Source organism: Micromonospora sp. NPDC023737, from assembly GCF_040639715.1.
GTDB lineage: Bacteria > Actinomycetota > Actinomycetes > Mycobacteriales > Micromonosporaceae > Micromonospora.
The window spans coordinates 216278-235207 of record NZ_JBFAAL010000009.1 but is presented as its reverse complement, the minus strand read 5'-3'; the positions used below and the strand labels follow the sequence as shown (position 1 = coordinate 235207).

Below are 18930 nucleotides of genomic sequence, written 5' to 3'. Positions count from 1 at the left end.
CGACATCAAGGAACCCGAGTCGATCAACCTGCTCGGCGACCCACCCACGGTCCCAACCCGAGACAATCAACCCACCCAGAGGCCACCCACGGTCCGAGTTCGATCAACACCTGCGGCCACCGACACAACCCCGACCCAACCCGACCCGATCAACCCCAAGGGGCTACCCACACGGCCCCGACCCGGGACGATCAACCCTCCGAAGGCCCCGACACGACCCTCCGGAACCACCCGGGCCAACCAGCCAGCCCGGAGACCGGCGCCGATCCCAGAACTGACCACCACGCAAACGCCCGACCACCCAACCGCCCCGACACCCAACCGCAGCCAGTGGCCGCCACCCCCACGAACCGGCCACAACCCCCAGCCCCCCACACCCGACACATGGTCAACTCGACATCCATGAAGTCGGGGCATCCGGGCGCCCAGGACACCCCGACATCAAGGAACCCGAGTCGATCAACCACCCAGAGACCACCCACGGTCCCAACCCGAGACAGTCAACCCACCCAGCGACCACCCACGGTCCCAACCGACTCGATCGGCCCCGGAGGCTCGACACGGCCTCTGGGCCAGCCGAGCCGATCAACCAGCCGAGAGATCGGCGGCGAAACCCGACCGACCACGGCGCAAACGCCCGACCATCCAACCGCAGCCGGCATCCCCCGAGCGCAAACCGGACACCACACCCAGCCACCCCCACACCCCGCCCATGGTCAACTCGACTTCCACGAAGTCGGGGCATCGGCACGCCTCGGACACCCCGACATCAAGGAACCCGAGTCGGAACCCGACCGCCCCGGCTACCGACACCGTCCCGACCCGAGTCGATCAACCACTGGGGGCACCGACGTGGCCTTCAGGAACCCGAACGGCCCCGACCCTTGTGCCGGTCGAGCGGGCAGGCGCGCTCCGGGTGCGGGACACCGGTCGCGCGGTGGACCGGCGCGGTGAGGGAGGCCCTAGGGTGGTGACCGTGGCGACCCTTCTGCTTCTGCGACACGGCCGGACGACCGCGAACGCCGACGGCGGCCTTGCCGGCCGGCAACCGGTCGAGTTGGACGAGACCGGCCGGACGCAGGCGGCCGCGGCGGGGGAGCGACTTCGCGGCCTGCCGTTGACGACCGTGGTGACCAGCCCGCTGATCCGCTGCCGGCAGACCCTGGAGTTGGCGCTGCCGGACGCCTCCCCGGTGGTCGAGGAGGGGCTGATCGAGTGCGGGTACGGCAGTTGGGAGGGACAGCCGCTCAAGAAGCTCGCCAAGGATCCGCTCTGGCCGGTCGTCCAGCAGCACCCGAGCGCCGTGGTCTTCCCCGAGGGGGAGGCGATGGCGGCCATGGCGTCGCGCGCGGTCGCGGCGGTGCGGTCCTGGGACGCCCGGGTCACCGCCGAGCATGGTCCCGAGGCGCTCTGGCTGGCGTGCAGCCACGGCGATGTGATCAAGGCCATCGTGGCGGACGCGCTCGGCGTACACCTGGATCTCTTTCAGCGGATCGTGGCCGACCCGGCGTCGGTGACCGTGATCCGGTACACACCGCTACGGCCGTTCCTGGTCCGGCTGAACGATACCGGTGGCGACCTGAGCGGCCTGGTTCCGCCGCAGCGCAAGCGGCGGCGGGCGCCCCGACGCGTCGACTCGGACGCGGCGGTGGGTGGCGGCGCCGGCAGCGCTCGATGATCACTACGGTACGGGCCGTGACGCCGCTCGGAGGCGGGCATCACACAGCGGAGGGCCGGACGCGGCGCGCGGTGGCGATTCGGGTCGGTGGGGTGCGCGACGCCGTGACGGGCCGGATAGGGTCGTGAGTATGACCCACCAGGTGCACGCCTTCGAGCCGCCGGAGCGGTTCGTCGCCGGGACCGTCGGGCCTCCGGGGGAGCGGACGTTCTTCCTCCAGGCCCGCGGAGGAGGCCGGCTGGTCAGCGTCGCGCTGGAGAAGGTTCAGGTGTCCCTGCTCGCCGAGAAGCTCGAGGAGTTGCTTACCGAGGCGCAACGCCGTTTCGGGGTGGAGCTGCCCGAGGCCCCCAGGACGCTCGGTGACAACGACCCGTTGGACACGCCGGTCGACGAGGAGTTCCGCGTCGGCACGCTCGGCCTGGCCTTCGACGTGGACACCGCGACCGTGGTGATCGAGGCGATCGCCGCCGGCGAGGCGGAGGCCGAGGTCGAGCTCGGCGACGACGACGAGGATTCCGACGACGAGCCGGACGAGGATCTCGACCGTCTGCGGGTCCGGTTGACCCCGCAGGCGACGCGCGAGTTCATCGAGCGCGCCCGCCGGGTGGTCAACGCCGGCCGCCCGCCGTGCCCGCTCTGCGGCCAGCCGCTGGATCCCGCCGGGCATCTCTGCCCGCGGCACAACGGTTACCACCGGTGACGTCGTCCGGCATCCAGCCACGGCAGGACGGCAGCGCCGCTCTCCGGTTGCTACGTGACGGTGAGCTGACCCTCGAAGGGCGGCTGGTCGAGGCGTCGAACGCCACGCTGCGCGGGGTGCTGACGCTCGACGGGGTCAGCGCCCACTGCGTGTACAAGCCGGTGCGGGGGGAGCGCCCCCTCTGGGACTTTCCCGACGGCACCCTCGCCGGACGCGAGGTCGCGGCGTACCTGGTCTCCCGCGCCACCGGGTGGGATCTGATCCCGCCGACCGTACTGCGGGAGGGTCCGTTCGGTCCCGGCTCCTGCCAGCTCTGGATCGACGAGCCCGCCGACGCCGAGCCGTTGGTCGGGTTCGTGCCGGCCGACGCGGTGCCGCCCCGCTGGTTCCCGATCGCGGCGGCGCGCGACGACGACGGCACCCCGTACGCCCTGGCACATGCCGACGACCCGCGGCTCGCCCGCCTCGCGGTGCTCGATGCGGTCATCAACAACGCGGACCGCAAGGGCGGGCACGTGCTGGTGGGCCCGGACGACCGGATCTACGGCGTGGATCACGGGGTGAGCTTCCACGTCGAGGAGAAGCTGCGGACGGTGCTGTGGGGCTGGGCGGGCCGGCAGCTGCCGCCGGACGCGGTGGAGGTGCTCGACATGCTCGCCGCCCAGGTCACCGGCGCGCTCGGTGAGGAGTTGGCCGAGCATCTCACGATCAGCGAGATCGCGGAGTTGACGTCCCGGATCGATCGGCTGCGTCACGGTGGCCGGTTCCCGCTGCCGCCGGAGGAGTGGCCGGCCATCCCGTGGCCGCCGATCTGACGCACCCGTGAGCGACGCCACCGCCTGCGGTGGGAGTGGCCCGCTGTCATGTTGATCACTCGGCGGCGCCGCCATACGTCGCCGTGCGGCTGGATAGGCTGACGGCATGGAAGCGTGGGCGGGACATGAGGTGCCGCGGCTGCCGGGTAGGGGCGAGCCGCTTGCGTTGTACGACTCGGCGCGGCAGGGCATCTACCCGAGCGACCCGGCCGACGTGGCACGGATGTACGTCTGCGGCATCACGCCGTACGACGCGACCCACCTCGGTCACGCCGCTACCATGATCACGTTTGACCTGGTCCAGCGGGTGTGGCGCGACGCCGGACGGACGGTGCGGTACGTGCAGAACGTCACCGACATCGACGACCCGCTGCTGGAGCGGGCGACGCGCGACGGTGAGGACTGGAAGGTCCTCGCGATGCGCGAGACCGCACTGTTCCGGGAGGACATGGAGGCCCTGCGGATCATCCCGCCGGAGCACTACGTCGGCGCGGTCGAGTCGATTCCGAACATCGCCGAGAAGGTGCAGCTTCTGCTCAAGGACGGCGCCGCGTACCGCCTCGACGACGGCACCGGCGACGTCTACTTCGACACCTCCGCCTCGCCGCGCTTCGGCTACGAGTCCAACCTCAGCCGCGCGGAGATGCTGAAGATCTTCCCGGAGCGTGGCGGCGACCCGGACCGGGCCGGCAAGCGCGACGCGCTCGACCCGCTGCTGTGGCGTGGCGCACGCGAGGACGAGCCTTCCTGGCCGGGCGGTGAGCTGGGCGCCGGGCGTCCCGGCTGGCACATCGAGTGCGCGGTGATCGCCCTCGACCTGCTCGGCGACCGCATCGACGTGCAGGGCGGCGGCAATGACCTGCTCTTCCCGCACCACGAGGCGTCCGCGGCGCATGCCGAGCGGCTGACCGGCGAAGCCCCGTTCGCCCAGCACTACGTGCACGCCGGCATGATCGGGCTGGACGGCGAGAAGATGTCCAAGTCCCGCGGCAACCTGGTCTTCGTCTCGCGGCTTCGCGCGGACCAGGTCGATCCGATGGCGGTCCGGCTGGCGCTGCTGGCCGGGCATTACCGCAGCGACCGCACCTGGACCAACGAGCTGCTGGCCGCCGGGCAGGAGCGACTGGCCCGCTGGCGCCAGGCCGCCGCCGCGCCGTCCGGTCCGTCCGGGGCCGAGCTGCTGGCGGGCGTACGCGCACGTCTCGCCGATGATCTCGACAGTCCCGGTGCGCTGGTGCTGGCCGACGCGTGGGCGGAGCAGGCCCTGGCCGGTGTCGGCGACGACCCGAACGCTCCCGCGCTCTTCGCCGACACCGTCGACGCGCTGCTCGGCGTCCGTCTCTGACCTCCGCCGCCCCGGGCCCACCAGCTCGGCTCCGGCCGGGTGGGTCCGCGACCGAGTCCTCCGCCACTTGTCGTCCCCGCCGGGCCCCCGGTCGCGCAGCGGCAGCCACGGGCGGCCGGTGCGAGGTCGGCCCGGCCCGTGGTGAGCTCACGCCCCCGGTTCTTTCGTGGACCGGGGGCGTCGGCGTCGTGGCGCGGCTCGCCGGCGTCCGGGGGCAGGGCGTCGGGTCGCTTTCCGGCGTCGATCCGGCGCTTCGGGCATTCCGCTAGGACCGACCTCACATGCTGTTTACCAGCACATTCCGGTGGCCTGGCAGGTATCGAACAGCCTGGGTTGGCTAGCGTCGGCCGACGTGAAGGTGTGGATTCCTCATAAGTTCGGTATTCCGGTTCTTGGCGACTTGCCCGACAGCGTGGTGGTCGAGGTCGCCGACGATCCGCAGAACCTCCCGTCGGCACCGGACGGAGTCGAGTTCTGGCTGCCCACGTTCATCGGTATGCCCCACGACACGAGTCGACTCATCACCGAGTTGCCGGACCTTCGGGTGGTGCAACTGCCGAGCGCGGGAGCCGAAGCCTGGGTCGACCGGGTACCGGCCGGGGTGACCCTGTGCAACGCCCGGGGCGTGCACGACTCCTCCACCGCCGAGTGGGTGGTGACGGGAATCCTGTCGCAGCTGCGGGCCTTCCCCTCGTTCCTGCGCGCCCAGGATCGGGGAGTGTGGACCACCGAGCCCTACCTGCCGACCGACGAGCTCGCCGGCAAGCGCGTACTGATCATCGGGGCCGGTTCGATCGGGTCGGCGGTGGCGGCCCGGCTGGCTCCGTTCGAGGTGGAGCTGACCTTCGTGGCCCGCACCGCGCGTCCGGCCGAGCGGGTGCACGCCGTCACCGACCTGCCCCGCCTGCTGCCCGCCGCGGACATCGTCGTCCTGCTCGTGCCGCTCACCGCCGAGACCCGGCAACTCGTGGATGCCCGCTTCCTCGCCGCTATGCCGGACGGCGCGATGCTGGTCAACGCGGCTCGCGGCCCGGTCGCGGACCCGGCGGCCCTGTTCGCCGAACTGTCCACCGGGCGAATCTCGGCGGTGCTCGACGTCACGGACCCGGAACCCCTGCCGCCCGGCGACCCGCTGTGGCATCTGCCGAACGTCCTGATCACGCCGCACGTCGGTGCCCAGGTCCACGGCCTGCTGCCGCGCGTGTACCGGCTGGTGGCCGCGCAGCTGCGCCGCTACCTGGCCGGTGAGCCGTTGCGCAACCAGGTCACCGGCGGGTACTGAGCACCGCACCGGGACGGACGGGTGGCGGTAGGCACCCTGTCCGTCCCGTCGTACGGACGCGGCGGTGCCGTCGTCCGCGCTCTCGCCAACGCGGCATGCGAGGCATGGGCTCAGCCGAGGACGAGCCCCGGGTCCGGGTCCGGGTCCGGGTCCGGGGCGGGGGCGGGGATCCGGTACTCCTCGGTGAGGGTGGTCATCGGGCCGGGCCAGGTGGCCTGGGCGACCTCGATCGGCTTGCGCGCGCCGTCGTAAGCGACGTGCAGCAGGTGCAGCACGGGCGTGTCGGGCCGGATCTGCAGCGTCTCCGACTCCTCCCGGCTGGGCTGGCGGGCGCTGATCGTGTCGGTGGCGGTGACGTACCGCCGACCGGTGGCCTCCTCGGCCTCCTGGTAGAGCGGCCGGCCGAAGGCCTCCGCCCGCTCCAGCGAGGTGCCGGCCGCGTCGGCGGGCAGGAACCAGGAGGCGCCGACCTCGACCGGGGAGTCCTCGGTGCGGACCAGGTGCCGGCGGCAGATCAGTTCCGTGCCGTCGGGTACGCCGAAGGCGTCGGCCACCTCGGCCGGGGCGGGGGAGCGACCGACCGAGACGAGTTGCTGGCGGTACCGCGCGGCGAGGTCGGTGTGGTAGCCGCGGAACCCGCCGTACCGTCCCCGGGAGAGGCGGTTGAGCCGCCGCCGGGTGCCCCGGACGTACGTGCCGGAGCCCGGTTTGGTGATGAGCACGCCCTCGACCCGCAGCTGGTCGACGGCGCGCTGCACGGTCTGCTTCGCGACGCCGAACATCTCGGCCATCGCCGGGATGGACGGCAGTCGCTCGCCCGGCGCCCAGTCCCCGCGCCGGATCCGCGTCGTGAGTTGCGCGGCGATCTGCCGGTGCGGGAACTCGGCCGCCCCCGGATTGATCTGCATGCCCGCCTCCTTGATCACATCTAGGTTCCTAGGATGTCCTAGTCGGGGTGGGGTGCGCCACCCCGACACACGATGCCGACGAGCCCTGGCACGGACGGCGGCCGAGCTGCGCCGTGGCCGTGCGGGCGTCGACCACATGAAAAAACCCGGGCGGTACGACCAGAAGTCGTACCGCCCGGGCGCGAAGCGGGGGAGCGGCGGCTTACCAGGAGCCGGCCGTCGGACCGGCGGACCCGCCGCGGCGGCGCAGGTACTTCTCGAACTCCTGGGCGATCTCGTCGCCGGTCAGCGGGGTGATGCCCGCGTCCCCGACGCGTTCCTCCAATTCACGGACGTACTCGCCGAGTTCGGCGTCCTGCTCGGCGGCGTTGCGTACCCGCTGCTCCCACTCGGCGGCCTCCTCGGCCAGGTCGGCCATCGGCACCGGCAGATCGAGCACCTCCTCGACCCGGTGCAGCAGCGCCAGGGTGGCCTTCGGGCAGGGCGGATTGTTCGCGTAGTGCGGCACGTGCACCCAGAACGAGACCGCGTCGACCTCGGCGCGGGTGCACGCGTCGTGCAGGACCCCGACGATGCCGGTCGGCCCGTCGTAGCGGGTGGGCGTGAGCTGGTAGCGCTCGGCCGCCTGCGCGTCCGAGGCGCTGCCGCTGATCGGCAGCGGGCGGGTGTACGGCACGTCGGCCAGCAGCGCGCCGAGCAGCACCACACGCTCGACCTCGAGGCTGTGGCAGATCTCCAGCACCTGCTCGCAGAACGTCCGCCAGCGCATGCTCGGCTCGATGCCCCGGATCAGCACCACATCCCGTTCGGTGCCCTCCGGACTTGCGACCATGAAGCGGGTGGTGGGCCATTCGACCCGCCGTGTCTCGCCCTCGGCCATCGTGATCGTCGGCCGGCTCACCTGGAAGTCGTAGAAGTCCTCCGGGTCGAGCTCGGCCACCTGCCGGGCCTGCCAGACCTGCTCCAGGTGCTCCACCGCCGCCGTGGACGCGTCCGCGGCGTCGTTCCAGCCCTCGAACGCGGCGATGGCGACCGGGGAACGCAGCACCGGCAGCCCGTCGAACTCGGTCACGCCGTCACCTCACTGTGCTCGTGGCGGCGGGCCGGGACGCGCCCGGTCGTCCGCCGGTGGTGCATCGTGGCGTCCCTGTTCTCCTTCACGTCCGTCAGCCTACGTCCCGCTCCGGCGTGCGGCCCGGCGGCCGCGCCGGTCAGGGCCACTGCCGACCGGTCATCGGCGGTCGAACCGGACAGAGTGATCCCGCTGACAGAATGTGGGACAGCGTGCCGGGGAGGATCGGAACGCCCACTTCCGCACTAGCCTTAGGCCGTGCGGATTTCGTTGCTCGACGCGCTGGCCGACCGGATTCTCATCGCCGACGGGGCGATGGGCACGATGTTGCAGGCCGCCGACCTCACGCTGGACGACTTCGACGGGCTTGAGGGCTGCAACGAGATCCTCAACGTGACCCGGCCGGACGTGGTCCGGGGTGTGCACGAGGCGTACCTGGCCGCCGGCGCGGACTGCGTCGAGACCAACACCTTCGGCGCCAACCTGCCGAACCTCGGCGAGTACGACATCCCGCACCGGATCCGCGAGCTGTCCGAGGCCGGCGCCCGGATCGCCCGGGAGGCCGCCGACGCGCACAGCACGCCCGAGCGTCCCCGGTTCGTACTCGGCTCCATCGGCCCGGGCACGAAGCTGCCCACCCTCGGCCACGCCGGCTACGCGGACCTACGGGACGCCTACCAGCAGAACGCCGCCGGGCTGATCGAGGGCGGCGCGGACGCGCTGATCGTGGAGACCTGCCAGGATCTGCTCCAGGTGAAGGCGGCTATCGTCGGGTCGAAGCGGGCGATGGCCGAGCTCGACCGGACGGTGCCGATCATCTGTCACGTCGCCGTCGAGACCACCGGCACGATGCTGGTGGGCAGCGAGATCGGTGCCGCGCTGGCGGCGATCGAGCCGCTCGGGGTGGACCTGATCGGGCTGAACTGCTCGACCGGGCCGGCTGAGATGGGCGAGCACCTGCGCTACCTCTCCCAGCACTCGCGGACCCGGCTCTCGGTGATGCCGAACGCCGGCCTGCCCGTGCTCACCGCCGACGGGGCGTACTTCCCGCTCACTCCGGTGGAGTTGGCCGACGCGCTGGAGCGCTTCGTCGCCGAGTACGGCGTCTCGTTGGTCGGAGGCTGTTGCGGCACCACCCCGGAGCACATCCAGGTGCTGGCCGAGCGGCTGCACGGGGCCACCGCCGCGCCGCGCACGCCGCAGCACGAGCCCGGTGTCTCGTCGGTCTACCACCCGGTGCCGTTCGCCCAGGACGCCTCGGTGCTGATGGTGGGGGAGCGGACCAACGCGAACGGTTCGAAGGCGTTCCGTGAGGCCATGCTCGCCGAGGACTGGCGAGCCTGCGTGGAGATCGCCCGCAGCCAGGCCCGGGACGGCTCGCACCTGCTGGACCTCTGTGTCGACTACGTCGGCCGGGACGGCACCCGCGACATGCGGGAGCTGGCCGGCCGGTTCGCCACCGCGTCCACCCTGCCGATCATGCTGGACTCGACCGAACCGGCGGTGATCGAGGCCGGACTGGAGATGCTCGGCGGGCGCTGCGTGGTCAACTCGGTGAACTTCGAGGACGGCGACGGCCCGAACTCCCGGTACGCGCGGGTGATGCCGGTGGTGCAGGAGCACGGTGCGGCGGTGGTGGCGCTGCTCATCGACGAGGAGGGGCAGGCCCGTACCCGCGACTGGAAGGTGCGGGTCGCGGCGCGGCTGATCGATGACCTGACCGGGCGCTGGGGGTTGGACCGCTCGGACATCCTCATCGACGCGCTGACCTTTCCCATCGCCACCGGCCAGGAGGAGACCCGCCGCGACGGCATCGAGACGATCGAGGCGATCCGGGAGATCGCCCGCCGTTACCCGGGGGTCAATTTCACTCTCGGCATCTCGAACATCTCCTTCGGGTTGAACCCGGCCGCCCGGCAGGTGCTCAACTCGGTCTTCCTGCACGAGTGCGTGCAAGCGGGGCTGACCTCGGCGATCGTGCACGCCAGCAAGATCCTGCCGATGTCGAAGATTCCCGATGAGCAGCGCGAGGCGGCCCTCGACCTGGTCTACGACCGGCGCCGCGAGGGGTACGATCCGGTGCAGCGCTTCATCGAGCTTTTCGAGGGGGTCGACGCCGCCTCGGCGCGGGCCGGGCGGGCCGAGGAGTTGGCCGCGTTGCCGCTGGACGAGCGGCTCAAGCGGCGGATCATCGACGGTGAGCGCAACGGCCTGGAGGCCGACCTGGACACGGCGATGGCCGAGGGGCGCTCGCCGCTGTCGATCATCAACGACATCCTGCTCGACGGGATGAAGGTCGTCGGTGAGCTGTTCGGCTCCGGGCAGATGCAGCTGCCGTTCGTGCTCCAGTCCGCCGAGGTGATGAAGACCGCGGTGGCGTACCTGGAGCCGCACATGGAGGCCGTCGAGGACGGCGGCAAGGGGCGCATCGTGCTGGCCACCGTGCGCGGCGACGTGCACGACATCGGTAAGAACCTGGTGGACATCATCCTGTCCAACAACGGCTACGAGGTGGTGAACATCGGCATCAAGCAGCCGATCAGCGCCATCCTCGACGCCGCCGAGGAGCACCGCGCCGACGCGATCGGGATGTCCGGGCTGCTGGTCAAGAGCACGGTGATCATGAAGGAGAACCTGGCCGAGATGGCCAGCCGCGGGGTCGCCGAGCGCTGGCCCGTCCTGCTCGGTGGCGCGGCGCTCACCCGGTCGTACGTCGAGGACGACCTGCGGTCGATGTTCCCCGGGCAGGTGCACTACGCGCGGGACGCGTTCGAGGGGTTGTCCCTGATGAACCGGGTGATGGCGGCCAAGCGTGGCGGCGTACCGGTCGTCGACGCGGACCGGGAGGCGGCGCTCGCCACCCGTCGGGCCCGCCGCGAGCGGCAGCGGGCGATCGTCACCGAGTCGCTGCCGCCGCTGGACGACGCCTCGGTCCGCTCCGACGTGGCCGTGGACGTGGAGGTCCCCGCCCCGCCGTTCTTCGGCACCCGGGTCGTCAAGGGCGTACCCCTGGCCGACTACGCGGCGCTGCTGGACGAGCGGGCCACGTTCCTCGGCCAGTGGGGGCTGCGTGGCGCCCGGAGCGGGAAGGGTCCGTCCTACGAGGAGCTGGTGGAGACCGAGGGGCGGCCGCGGCTGCGCTACTGGCTGGACCGGCTCATCGCCGACCAGGTGCTCGAGGCGGCTGTCGTGTACGGGTACTTCCCCGCGTACTCGGAGGGCAACGATCTGGTGGTGCTGGACGAGAACGGGCACGCCGAGCGGGCCCGGTTCTCGTTCCCGCGGCAGCGGCAGGAGCGTCGGCTGTGCCTGGCCGACTTCTTCCGTCCCCGCGGCGACGGGCCGGACGTGGTGGCGTTGCAACTGGTCACGGTCGGGCAGCCGATCAGCGAGTACGCCGCGAAACTCTTCGCCCGCAACGAGTACCGCGACTACCTGGAGGTGCACGGACTGTCCGTGCAGCTCACCGAGGCGCTCGCCGAGTACTGGCACAAGCGGGTCCGCGCCGAGTTGACGCTGCCCGGCGGGCGTACGCTCGCCGCCGACGACCCGGCGGACCTGGCCGGCCTGCTGCGCAACGACTACCGGGGCTGCCGGTACGCGTTCGGCTACCCGGCCTGCCCCGACCTGGAGGACCGCGCCAAGATCGTGGAGCTGCTCGGCGCGGACCGGATCGGCGTGCAGCTGTCGGAGGAGTTCCAGCTGATGCCGGAGCAGGCCACCGACGCGATCGTGGTGCACCACCCGGAGGCAAGCTACTTCAACGCCAAATAGTCGGGGCAGGTGCTCTGACCTGCACTTCCACCCCCTTCGGCCGCCTCAGAATCATGATCATGCCGTCTCCAGGCCGTCACCGACGTTCGGGCCGTCAACCGGGGCCTGGAACTCACCGAACGCCTCGTCGATGGGCCCGGCGGGTACGGTCCTCACTGCTGGGCAGGAGATGGGTGTAGGTCCGGAGTGTGAACCCGGGATCTGCGTGACCGAGGCAGGCCGAGAGGGCCTTGATGCTCTCCCCGGCGTCCAGGAGTACCGAGGCGTAGGTGTGCCGCAGCACGTGCATCCCGTTGCGCCGGTCGTCCGGCACGTCGGTCGCGCGGATCGCAGGCTTCCAGACGCCCGGGTTGAACTTCGACCGGCATCGTCAGGTAGAGCTCGACGGTCGTCGGCTCGCCGGTTGGGGTTCCCCACGGGAGGGTGACCTCTACAGGCTCGTACTTGGCAGCGTGAGCTTCCAGGCGGCGGGCCACCGAATCGGGTAGGGGAACCTCTCGGGTCTTGCCGCCCTTGCGCGGAGCAAAGATCAGCGTGCCGCGAACGAGTTTGATCTGTCGGTTGACGGTGAGCAGAGGGCGAGCAGCACCCAGGTCCGCAGGACTCACCGCGAAGATCTCGCCCTGACGCAGTCCGCAGCCTGCGCCGAGGTCGACGGTGACCCGGTAGCGGTCCGGCATTTTCGCCCGAAACCCTGTGAGTCGATCGACCGACCAGGGTTGCACCCTGTTTGAAACGGGTCGAGGGCGTTGGATGGTCTTGGCGGAGAACGGGTTGCTGACGATCTTCTTCACGATCGGACCCCTTCTCACAGTCGACTGGGCTCCCAGGCCGGATGAGGGCGACAAACTCCTTTTCGTCTTCGACGGCGGCACGCTCACCGCCGACCAGCTCTCAGCCGTCTCTTCCCGGGACGGTGAGATCGCGGAATGGGCGTTCGTGGAGGACGGACAACTCGACGAGCTGACCATCCCGAGACTCGCGCGCCGGCTCCGAGTCAGCATGCGGGCCTGAGAGCGAGGCTCTGCGTATCTCGAAGAGAGAGCGGTTCCCGCGGACGCCTGAACAGGGCTTGTGGGCGCGATCGCCGGCTGCCGGCGATGTCCGGTCTCGGGGCGTGCGTGACAGATCGGTATCAGGACATGGGTGACAGTCAGCATGCGCTCCCCTCATCGACCGGTCGCGTCCGCGCTGGTGGTGTAGGAGACGGCTATCGCGGGATCCGGTCTGATGTTATGCGGCGATCGGGGTGGGGTTGGGCTGGTCGGTGTCGTGTTGGTCTGGCTGAACGGTGATGAGGCGGGCTTTGGCGAGGAGTTCCAGGCCCATGTAGCGGCGTCCTTCGGTCCACTCGTCGGTCTGCTCGGCGAGGACCGCGCCGACAAGGCGGATGACCGACGACCGGTTCGGGAAGATCCCGACGACGTCGGTGCGGCGACGGATTTCCTTGTTCAGCCGTTCCTGTGGGTTGTTGGACCAGATCTGGCGCCAGATCTCGCGGGGGAAGCCTGTGAAGGCCAGGAGATCGTCGCGGGCGGCGTCGAGGTGCTCGGCCGCGGTGGGGAACTTCGCTTCGATCGTGGCCACGACCCGGTCGAACTGGGCGCGGACGGCGTCGGCGTCGGGCTGGTCGAAGATCGTGCGGACCAGGGTCGCGATCCACGGCTGCGCTGATTTCGGCACCTTTGTCAGCAGGTTGCGCAGGTAGTGAGTGCGGCATCGCTGCCAGGAGGCCCCGGGCAGCGCGGCGCCGATGGCGGCCACGAGGCCGGCGTGGGCGTCGGAGATGACCAGCCGCACCCCGGTCAGACCACGTGCGGTCAGGCTGCGCAGGAACGCCAGCCAGCCGGCGCCGTCCTCGTCCGAAGCCACATCGAGGCCCAACACCTCACGCTGACCGTCGGCGTTGACCCCGACAGCGATCAGCGCGTGGACGTTGACGGTGCGGCCTGCCTCGCGGACCTTCATCGTCAGAGCGTCCATCCACACGAACGTGTAGTGCTCGCTGTCGAGGGGTCGGTTGCGGAACGCCTCAACCTGGGTGTCCAGGTGGGCGGCCATCTCCGAGACCTGCGACTTGGACAGCTGCCGGATACCGAGCTGCTCGACCAGCTTCTCCACCCTCCGCGTCGACACCCCCAGCAGATAGCTCGTGGCCACCACCGACACCAGGGCCTGCTCGGCCCGCCGCCGGTGCGTCAACAGCCAGTCCGGAAAGTAGGAGGCCTGCCGCAGCTTCGGGATCGCCAGGTCGATCGTGCCGGCCCGGGTGTCCCACTCGCGCTGCCGGTAGCCGTTGCGGGAGTTGACCCGCTCATCGCTGCGCTGCCCGTAGCTGGCACCGCAGATCGCGTCCGCTTCCGCGGACATACTGCCTGCGCGAACGTTTTGATCATCGTCTGCAACAGATCCGGCGACGCGCCCGCAATCTGCTCGCACAGCAGGTCAACAGGGTTCACACTCTCAGATGCGGCCATCGTGCATCACTCTCCTTCGTTCGACTTAGCCGTCTCGAAGGATCGCGCGGTGGCCGTCTCCTATCTACGCAACACGCCCATCACGGGCAAGTCGTACACCACTTCCCTGGACGCAGCCCATCGACCCCCCGGCCGCTAGTTGTCCTCACAGACAAGCGCGACGGCCGACGCGGGGACTTGGATCTCGCCGCTGCCAAGCGGATGCTCGACGAGATACACATCTGGCGGCTCTTCCAGCGACCTTGTATGCCAAGCTTCCCTGACCGTGGTGATGGACCCGGCATACTCGCCGTCAGTGAGCCGCACCCGCACGCCGGGCATGTACCCGCCTAGGCCAGCGAGCGGTGGACCTACCGGGTCACGCCAGGTGGGCCCGGACTGCCGGTCCAGCACCAGCAACTCACCCGGCCGATAGTCATCGGCGTCTCGCTCCACCCGGAATCCAGCAGCTTCAAGAATCTCCGCAATCGCCGCAGTCATCGCCAACTTGACCACCGAGGAATGCCGGATGGCGGGATGCATCTCCGAGCCGTCGCGCCGGTAAGCGCCCGCTTGGAGGGCCCTGACGGCCGCGTCGCCCAAGGCGTCACTGACCATCCAAGCGATCCATACCCCTGGCTCATCATCATTGCCTTCAACCGAGACACCGGTGCTAGGGAAGGCCTCCCGAGGCAGTACGTGCAGGCCAGCGGCAAACAACTCTTGTCGGACCGCCTCGGCAAGGGCATTGGGAGCGGCGGGCTGGGGTGCAGCCATGCCTCTCATGATGAGCCCTGCTCGGCAAGAAGTGTCACGCAGGTCCTTAGAACGATCAGTCACGCAGGTCCTGAGACCGGACACACCTCCCCAGAATCCCCGTTCAAAGTTTCTGTGCGTCTTCAAGGCGGCCCGCAACGGGCCGCACACGCCGCCGCCAAGGCGCGCGCCGGCCGCGGCCGCTGTCGCTCTGCGGCCGTCACGCCGGACGCCCGGCGGCTGGCGCGAAGGGCGGGAAGCCCGGAGGGGCCGCCGCATAGCGACAGACCGTTGACCGGTGGTTGTGGTGGGCCGGCAGCCGGCCGGGCCGCGCGGTCACGAGCCCGCGCGGCGCAGGGGAGCGCACGCGGCCGCGTCGGCGAGCTGGCGGCGATTCGCCGGGTTGCGGTTAGTGCGCCTCCGGCGGGGGCGCTCCGGCTCCAGGATGGCCGGGGCTGCGTCGGCGGGTCGCGGTCCGTGGGTGGTTGCGGTTGGCCATCCCGTCTGCCATCGACCCGGGCGAGCCGAGCAGACCACCGCCCGGCCCGCCAGCGTCCGTACGAGCCGTCAAGGTCCGCTTGACGATGGCGGGCCGGGCGGTGGCCCGCTCCCCAGGAGGGCGGGTCGACGGCAGACGGGATGGCAGGTCAGACGCTGGGTATGTCGGGGAGGCATTGACACCTCCCAAACAGTGACCGAAGTCGCATGACCTGGGTCGTCGATCGTTGGCTGTGCGCGACATGCGCGCCGGGCGGGGGCCGCCGAGTGGGTGTCGCAGCGGATTAGTCAGCCCCCTAGGGTTCCGCCTATCCGCGTCGGAGGCCCTGACCGGCGTGGTACGACTGCGTCAATAGTGGCGCGAGGCGGACGGGAACGGGCGGAAGATGACGGTCGGTGGCGTGCGTGGTCTGCTCCGTGGCCGCGAGGGGGGTGAGCTCCTTCTCGACCTGGTTTATGTCTTCGCGCTCACCCGGATCTCGGAGCGGCTGATCGCGGACTTCACCACACAGCGGCGGGTCGTTCTGCCAGAACTCGGTCAGACGGTGTTGTTGCTGCTGGCCCTCTGGTATGCCTGGGTCCGCGCGGCGGTCCTGACCAGCTCCTACGATCCGCGAAATCGGGCGATCCGGCTCGCGCTCGTCTTGGTCATGTTCGGCAGCATGATCATGGCGGTTACGCTGCCCTTCGCGTTCGGCGATCGAGGCGTGGTCTTCGCGGTCACCTACGTCGCCATCCAACTTGGCAAGCCCCTCGTCCTCCTGCTCGGCCGGTACGAATTTGAACGGCACCGCTGCGCGCGGATACTCTGCTGGGCAGCGGTATCCGCCGTACCCTGGATCGCCGGGGCGGTTTTCTTCCCGCAGAGTCCTGCGCGCGGGGTCCTGTGGACGCTGGCGTTGGCGCTGGACTACACGGGACTCCAACTCGGCTGGCCCGTTCCGGGAGTTGGCCGCTCCCGTATCGAAGACTGGAGGCTCGCCGGCGAGCGCCTCGCCGAGCGTTATCAGCAGTTCATCGTCATCGCGCTCGGCGAGTCGATCCTGCTCACGGGACTGACGTTCGCCGGCGAGTTCACCCCCGATCGGGTGGTGCCGAGCGTCGTGTCGTTCGCCACCACGATGCTGATGTGGCGAATCTACTTCCACCGCGCTGGGACGGTGTTGCCCGCCGCCCTCGAGGCCGTCCCCAGCTCAGCCCGCCTCGGTCGGTCTGCGTTCCACACCCACATGGTCATCATGACCGGCATCCTCGCCACCGGCGTCGGCCACGCACTGGTCATCGACCATCCGGTCGGACACCAGGATCCGCTGTGGCTCGCGGTCATCCTGGGTGGGCCCGCGCTGTTCCTGGCCGGGCGGTCCCGTCTCGAGTACGAGGTGTTCGCCCGGGTGTCCGCGTCCCGGGTCGTCGGACTTCTCGCGCTTGCCGCTTTGGCGCTGGTGATGGTCCGCCTGCCGTCGCTGATCGTCACCAGCACCGCAGCGACCGTCCTGGCCGGGGTCGCGGCGTGGGACACGATACGCGGGCGGAAGCACCCACGTGAGGAACCCTCGCCGACCGGGTCAACCCGACAGCAACGGTGACAGCAACCGAGGCAGGCGATTCCGGATCGCATCCGACACTGGCTCCCACCACGACCGAGGTCACGCTCGTCGGACCGTGACTATGGATATGCCTCTTAATCCGCTGGTTCCGGCGAATGCCGGGTGTAGCAGCGCCTGTAGCAACGATGACGGACGACGGCGCACGATCACGTGCTCCTAGCGTGTCGGACGGGGACGGGCCGACCGGGGATGGACGCGGTCCGAAGGCTGCCCAGAACTTACAAACGAGGGGTCTACTCGCGGGCCGAGCCCGACGAGATGCCGTTGCGACGAGTCACCACAGCTCATCGAGGGCCGCGATCTGCTTGCGGAGGGTTCGGGCATCCTTCGGCGGCAGGACGGCAACGGCGACGTCCAGGATCCAGCGCAGCTCGGGCGGGTTAGGGCAGCACTCCATCACTCCGCAGCCGGCCGTCGGGTCCCACAGTCGATGCCATGGGTGGCGCACGAACCATGACCAGGTCCGGAGTGCATCAGACACGGTTTGGTTCCACAGGCGGGTGCGTTCGAGGTAGGCGATGGCTCTCAAGCCGCGGGCCGAGAGCCCGGGGATGACGGAGGTTGACTCATCGAGCGGTCGCCGGTAGATGGAGTCGGCACGCAGTTGTGCGGGGCGCCTACGCGGCATTGCCCTTTCGTGGAGTCGACATGCCGACCATCGTTGCACACCCGGGTTCGGCTCACCTGCCGGACAACTACGCGCGAGCCCTCAAGATCAGGCCGTCTCCAGGCCGTCTGAGGTGAACCAGCAGCGACCACGGATGACCGTCGATGACCTGTCCGAGTCCAGGTCACAGGGCGTTTCGTCCAGTCTGATCGGCTACGCCCATCAGCGAGATCAATACAACGCCAAGTGAGGCTGCCACCCCGTCTGAGCTGAGCGATCCACTTTCGGTGGCCTGCCTGGCCGTCGCTAGGCCGTTACGGGTGTTGCAACGCTCGCCTGTTGGTCCGACGGCCGCGCTGGACCGGGTTGAGACCGCCGACGGTCGATGGCGGGCTCGTGCACTGTGATCGATGAGTTCGCGAAGGAGTACCTGCACAGCGGCCTGCGAGAGATCCGCGAGACGATGCTGTGGAAGCTCGACGGGGTGCCCGAGTACGACATCCGCCGTCCGTTGACCCTGACCGGGACCAACCTCCTCGGCCTGGTCGAGCATCTGTCGATTTGGGAGTCCCGCTACTTCGGCGAGGCAACCGGCATGCCGGACACGCCGACATCCTGCGCGAACAACTCGACGGCTCGACCGGAACCGCAGCCCGCTACGCGGACACTCAGCGCGATGCGGCGTTCTGGGCGGCCCAACGCGTGAGGATCGACCGGGCCGCCAAGGCGGCGGTCGCCAAGCCCGACCACGACGTTCCTGCAACGCACGCCTGAACGTGACAGGCCCCAGCCGCCGACGTGAGGCCTGCCGGCTGCCGGCGATGTCGGGCTCTGCCGAGGTGGCGTAATCGGCTTGTGGGGTGTGTCGAGGGCTGCTTCGCTGTTGCCCGTGATCGAACTTCGAACGCAGCGGCTGTGCCTGTACGCCATCGACGCAGCAGAGGGTGAACGCATCGTCGGGCGGCGCGCCGGAGCCGGGGACGCCTGGGCCGAGGATTTTCCGTTCGACGGTGACGTCTTCGGCGTCATGGCCTTCCTCAAAGCCACCGCCGCCCACGGGGAGCAGCGCCCTTTCGGGCATTACCGGATCACCCGGATCGCCGACGGGAAGGCCATCGGCGGAATCGGATTCAAGGGGCAGCCGGTCGACGGATGTGTCGAGGTCGGGTACGGCCTTGTCTCGTCAGCCCGTGGTCACGGCTATGCGGCGGAGGCACTCGTCGCACTGTTGAACGTCGCGGCCGATCACGGGTCGACCCGAGTTGTCGCCGACACCACCGGGGACAACGTCGCTTCCCAGCGGACCCTCGAACGTGCCGGTTTCCGCCGAGCAGGCACCAACGGGGAGCTCTACCGGTACGAGACACGTCTCGACGTCTCTACGCCGCGGATGACGAAACCGACCTGATCAACGGCTACTACGAGCGGCCCG

General features: G+C 69.9%; 14 protein-coding genes and 2 pseudogenes. 10 read left to right on the top strand and 6 right to left on the bottom strand.

Annotated features, from left to right (window positions below; all coding sequences use genetic code 11):
• The first annotated feature begins 967 nt into the window (after positions 1-967).
• From AB0F98_RS20715 to AB0F98_RS20695, 5 genes are all read left to right on the top strand, one after another.
• A complete protein-coding gene (locus AB0F98_RS20715; RefSeq protein WP_357737597.1) occupies positions 968-1678 on the top strand; it encodes a histidine phosphatase family protein in 711 nt (236 codons plus the stop codon).
• A 130-nt stretch (positions 1679-1808) separates the two neighbouring features.
• Positions 1809-2378 carry a DUF3090 domain-containing protein gene (locus tag AB0F98_RS20710; protein WP_357737595.1) on the top strand — a complete coding sequence of 190 codons (570 nt, stop codon included), beginning with the start codon at positions 1809-1811 and terminating at the stop codon, positions 2376-2378.
• Positions 2375-3193, top strand: coding sequence for an SCO1664 family protein (locus AB0F98_RS20705; protein ID WP_357737593.1), 819 nt, complete (start codon positions 2375-2377; stop codon positions 3191-3193). The genes AB0F98_RS20710 and AB0F98_RS20705 overlap by 4 nt, the downstream gene beginning before the upstream one ends.
• A gap of 106 nt (positions 3194-3299) precedes the next feature.
• On the top strand, positions 3300-4538 hold the full coding sequence (mshC, locus tag AB0F98_RS20700) for a cysteine--1-D-myo-inosityl 2-amino-2-deoxy-alpha-D-glucopyranoside ligase (RefSeq protein ID WP_357737591.1): 1239 nt from the start codon (positions 3300-3302) through the stop codon (positions 4536-4538).
• Between the two features lie 352 nt (positions 4539-4890).
• Complete coding sequence (locus AB0F98_RS20695) at positions 4891-5820, top strand: 2-hydroxyacid dehydrogenase (RefSeq protein WP_357737589.1); 930 nt, start codon at positions 4891-4893, stop codon at positions 5818-5820.
• 110 nt (positions 5821-5930) lie between these two features.
• Here AB0F98_RS20695 and AB0F98_RS20690 read toward each other — a convergent pair whose 3' ends face one another.
• Positions 5931-6728 carry a GntR family transcriptional regulator gene (locus AB0F98_RS20690; protein WP_355143212.1) on the bottom strand — a complete coding sequence of 266 codons (798 nt, stop codon included), beginning with the start codon at positions 6726-6728 and terminating at the stop codon, positions 5931-5933.
• A 202-nt stretch (positions 6729-6930) separates the two neighbouring features.
• Positions 6931-7800, bottom strand: coding sequence for a PAC2 family protein (locus tag AB0F98_RS20685; protein WP_076471866.1), 870 nt, complete (start codon positions 7798-7800; stop codon positions 6931-6933).
• A gap of 258 nt (positions 7801-8058) precedes the next feature.
• Here AB0F98_RS20685 and metH point away from each other — a divergent pair, with 258 nt between their 5' ends.
• A complete protein-coding gene (metH, locus tag AB0F98_RS20680) occupies positions 8059-11574 on the top strand; it encodes a methionine synthase (protein WP_357737586.1) in 3516 nt (1171 codons plus the stop codon).
• A 112-nt stretch (positions 11575-11686) separates the two neighbouring features.
• On the opposite strand, the gene AB0F98_RS20675 is transcribed toward metH, so the two are convergent.
• On the bottom strand, positions 11687-11863 hold the full coding sequence (locus tag AB0F98_RS20675; RefSeq protein WP_357737615.1) for a tyrosine-type recombinase/integrase: 177 nt from the start codon (positions 11861-11863) through the stop codon (positions 11687-11689).
• Positions 11864-12327: 464 nt separating this feature from the next.
• Here AB0F98_RS20675 and AB0F98_RS20670 point away from each other — a divergent pair, with 464 nt between their 5' ends.
• The gene (locus tag AB0F98_RS20670) at positions 12328-12588 is read left to right on the top strand and encodes a hypothetical protein (RefSeq protein WP_357737584.1); all 261 of its coding nucleotides are present in this window, start codon (positions 12328-12330) and stop codon (positions 12586-12588) included.
• 219 nt (positions 12589-12807) lie between these two features.
• On the opposite strand, the pseudogene AB0F98_RS20665 reads toward AB0F98_RS20670, so the two are convergent.
• Both AB0F98_RS20665 and AB0F98_RS20660 read right to left on the bottom strand, forming a co-directional pair.
• A pseudogene (locus AB0F98_RS20665) lies at positions 12808-14051 on the bottom strand (IS256 family transposase).
• 135 nt (positions 14052-14186) lie between these two features.
• Entirely contained in the window at positions 14187-14807 is a 621-nt protein-coding gene (locus AB0F98_RS20660; protein WP_357737582.1) for a hypothetical protein, read from the bottom strand.
• 878 nt (positions 14808-15685) lie between these two features.
• Here AB0F98_RS20660 and AB0F98_RS20655 point away from each other — a divergent pair.
• A complete protein-coding gene (locus AB0F98_RS20655) occupies positions 15686-16870 on the top strand; it encodes a low temperature requirement protein A (protein ID WP_357737580.1) in 1185 nt (394 codons plus the stop codon).
• Between the two features lie 295 nt (positions 16871-17165).
• Here the strand turns inward: AB0F98_RS20655 and AB0F98_RS20650 are convergent, their stop codons facing one another.
• Positions 17166-17372 carry a hypothetical protein gene (locus tag AB0F98_RS20650; RefSeq protein WP_357737578.1) on the bottom strand — a complete coding sequence of 69 codons (207 nt, stop codon included), beginning with the start codon at positions 17370-17372 and terminating at the stop codon, positions 17166-17168.
• Positions 17373-17901: 529 nt separating this feature from the next.
• On the opposite strand from AB0F98_RS20650, the pseudogene AB0F98_RS20645 reads away from it, so the two are divergent.
• Both AB0F98_RS20645 and AB0F98_RS20640 read left to right on the top strand, forming a co-directional pair.
• Positions 17902-18272, top strand: a pseudogene (locus AB0F98_RS20645) (DUF664 domain-containing protein).
• 115 nt (positions 18273-18387) lie between these two features.
• Complete coding sequence (locus AB0F98_RS20640) at positions 18388-18906, top strand: GNAT family protein (RefSeq protein WP_357737576.1); 519 nt, start codon at positions 18388-18390, stop codon at positions 18904-18906.
• Positions 18907-18930 lie beyond the last annotated feature (24 nt).

Bases quoted from the DNA above. Each gene is read 5' to 3' on its own strand.
- AB0F98_RS20675 (WP_357737615.1), bottom strand. From the start codon at position 11,863: ATGCACGTGCTGCGGCACACCTACGCCTCGGTACTCCTGGACGCCGGG.
- AB0F98_RS20660 (WP_357737582.1), bottom strand. From the start codon at position 14,807: ATGGCTGCACCCCAGCCCGCCGCTCCCAATGCCCTTGCCGAGGCGGTC.
- AB0F98_RS20690 (WP_355143212.1), bottom strand. From the start codon at position 6,728: ATGCAGATCAATCCGGGGGCGGCCGAGTTCCCGCACCGGCAGATCGCC.
- AB0F98_RS20710 (WP_357737595.1), top strand. From the start codon at position 1,809: ATGACCCACCAGGTGCACGCCTTCGAGCCGCCGGAGCGGTTCGTCGCC.
- mshC (WP_357737591.1), top strand. From the start codon at position 3,300: ATGGAAGCGTGGGCGGGACATGAGGTGCCGCGGCTGCCGGGTAGGGGC.
- AB0F98_RS20670 (WP_357737584.1), top strand. From the start codon at position 12,328: ATGGTCTTGGCGGAGAACGGGTTGCTGACGATCTTCTTCACGATCGGA.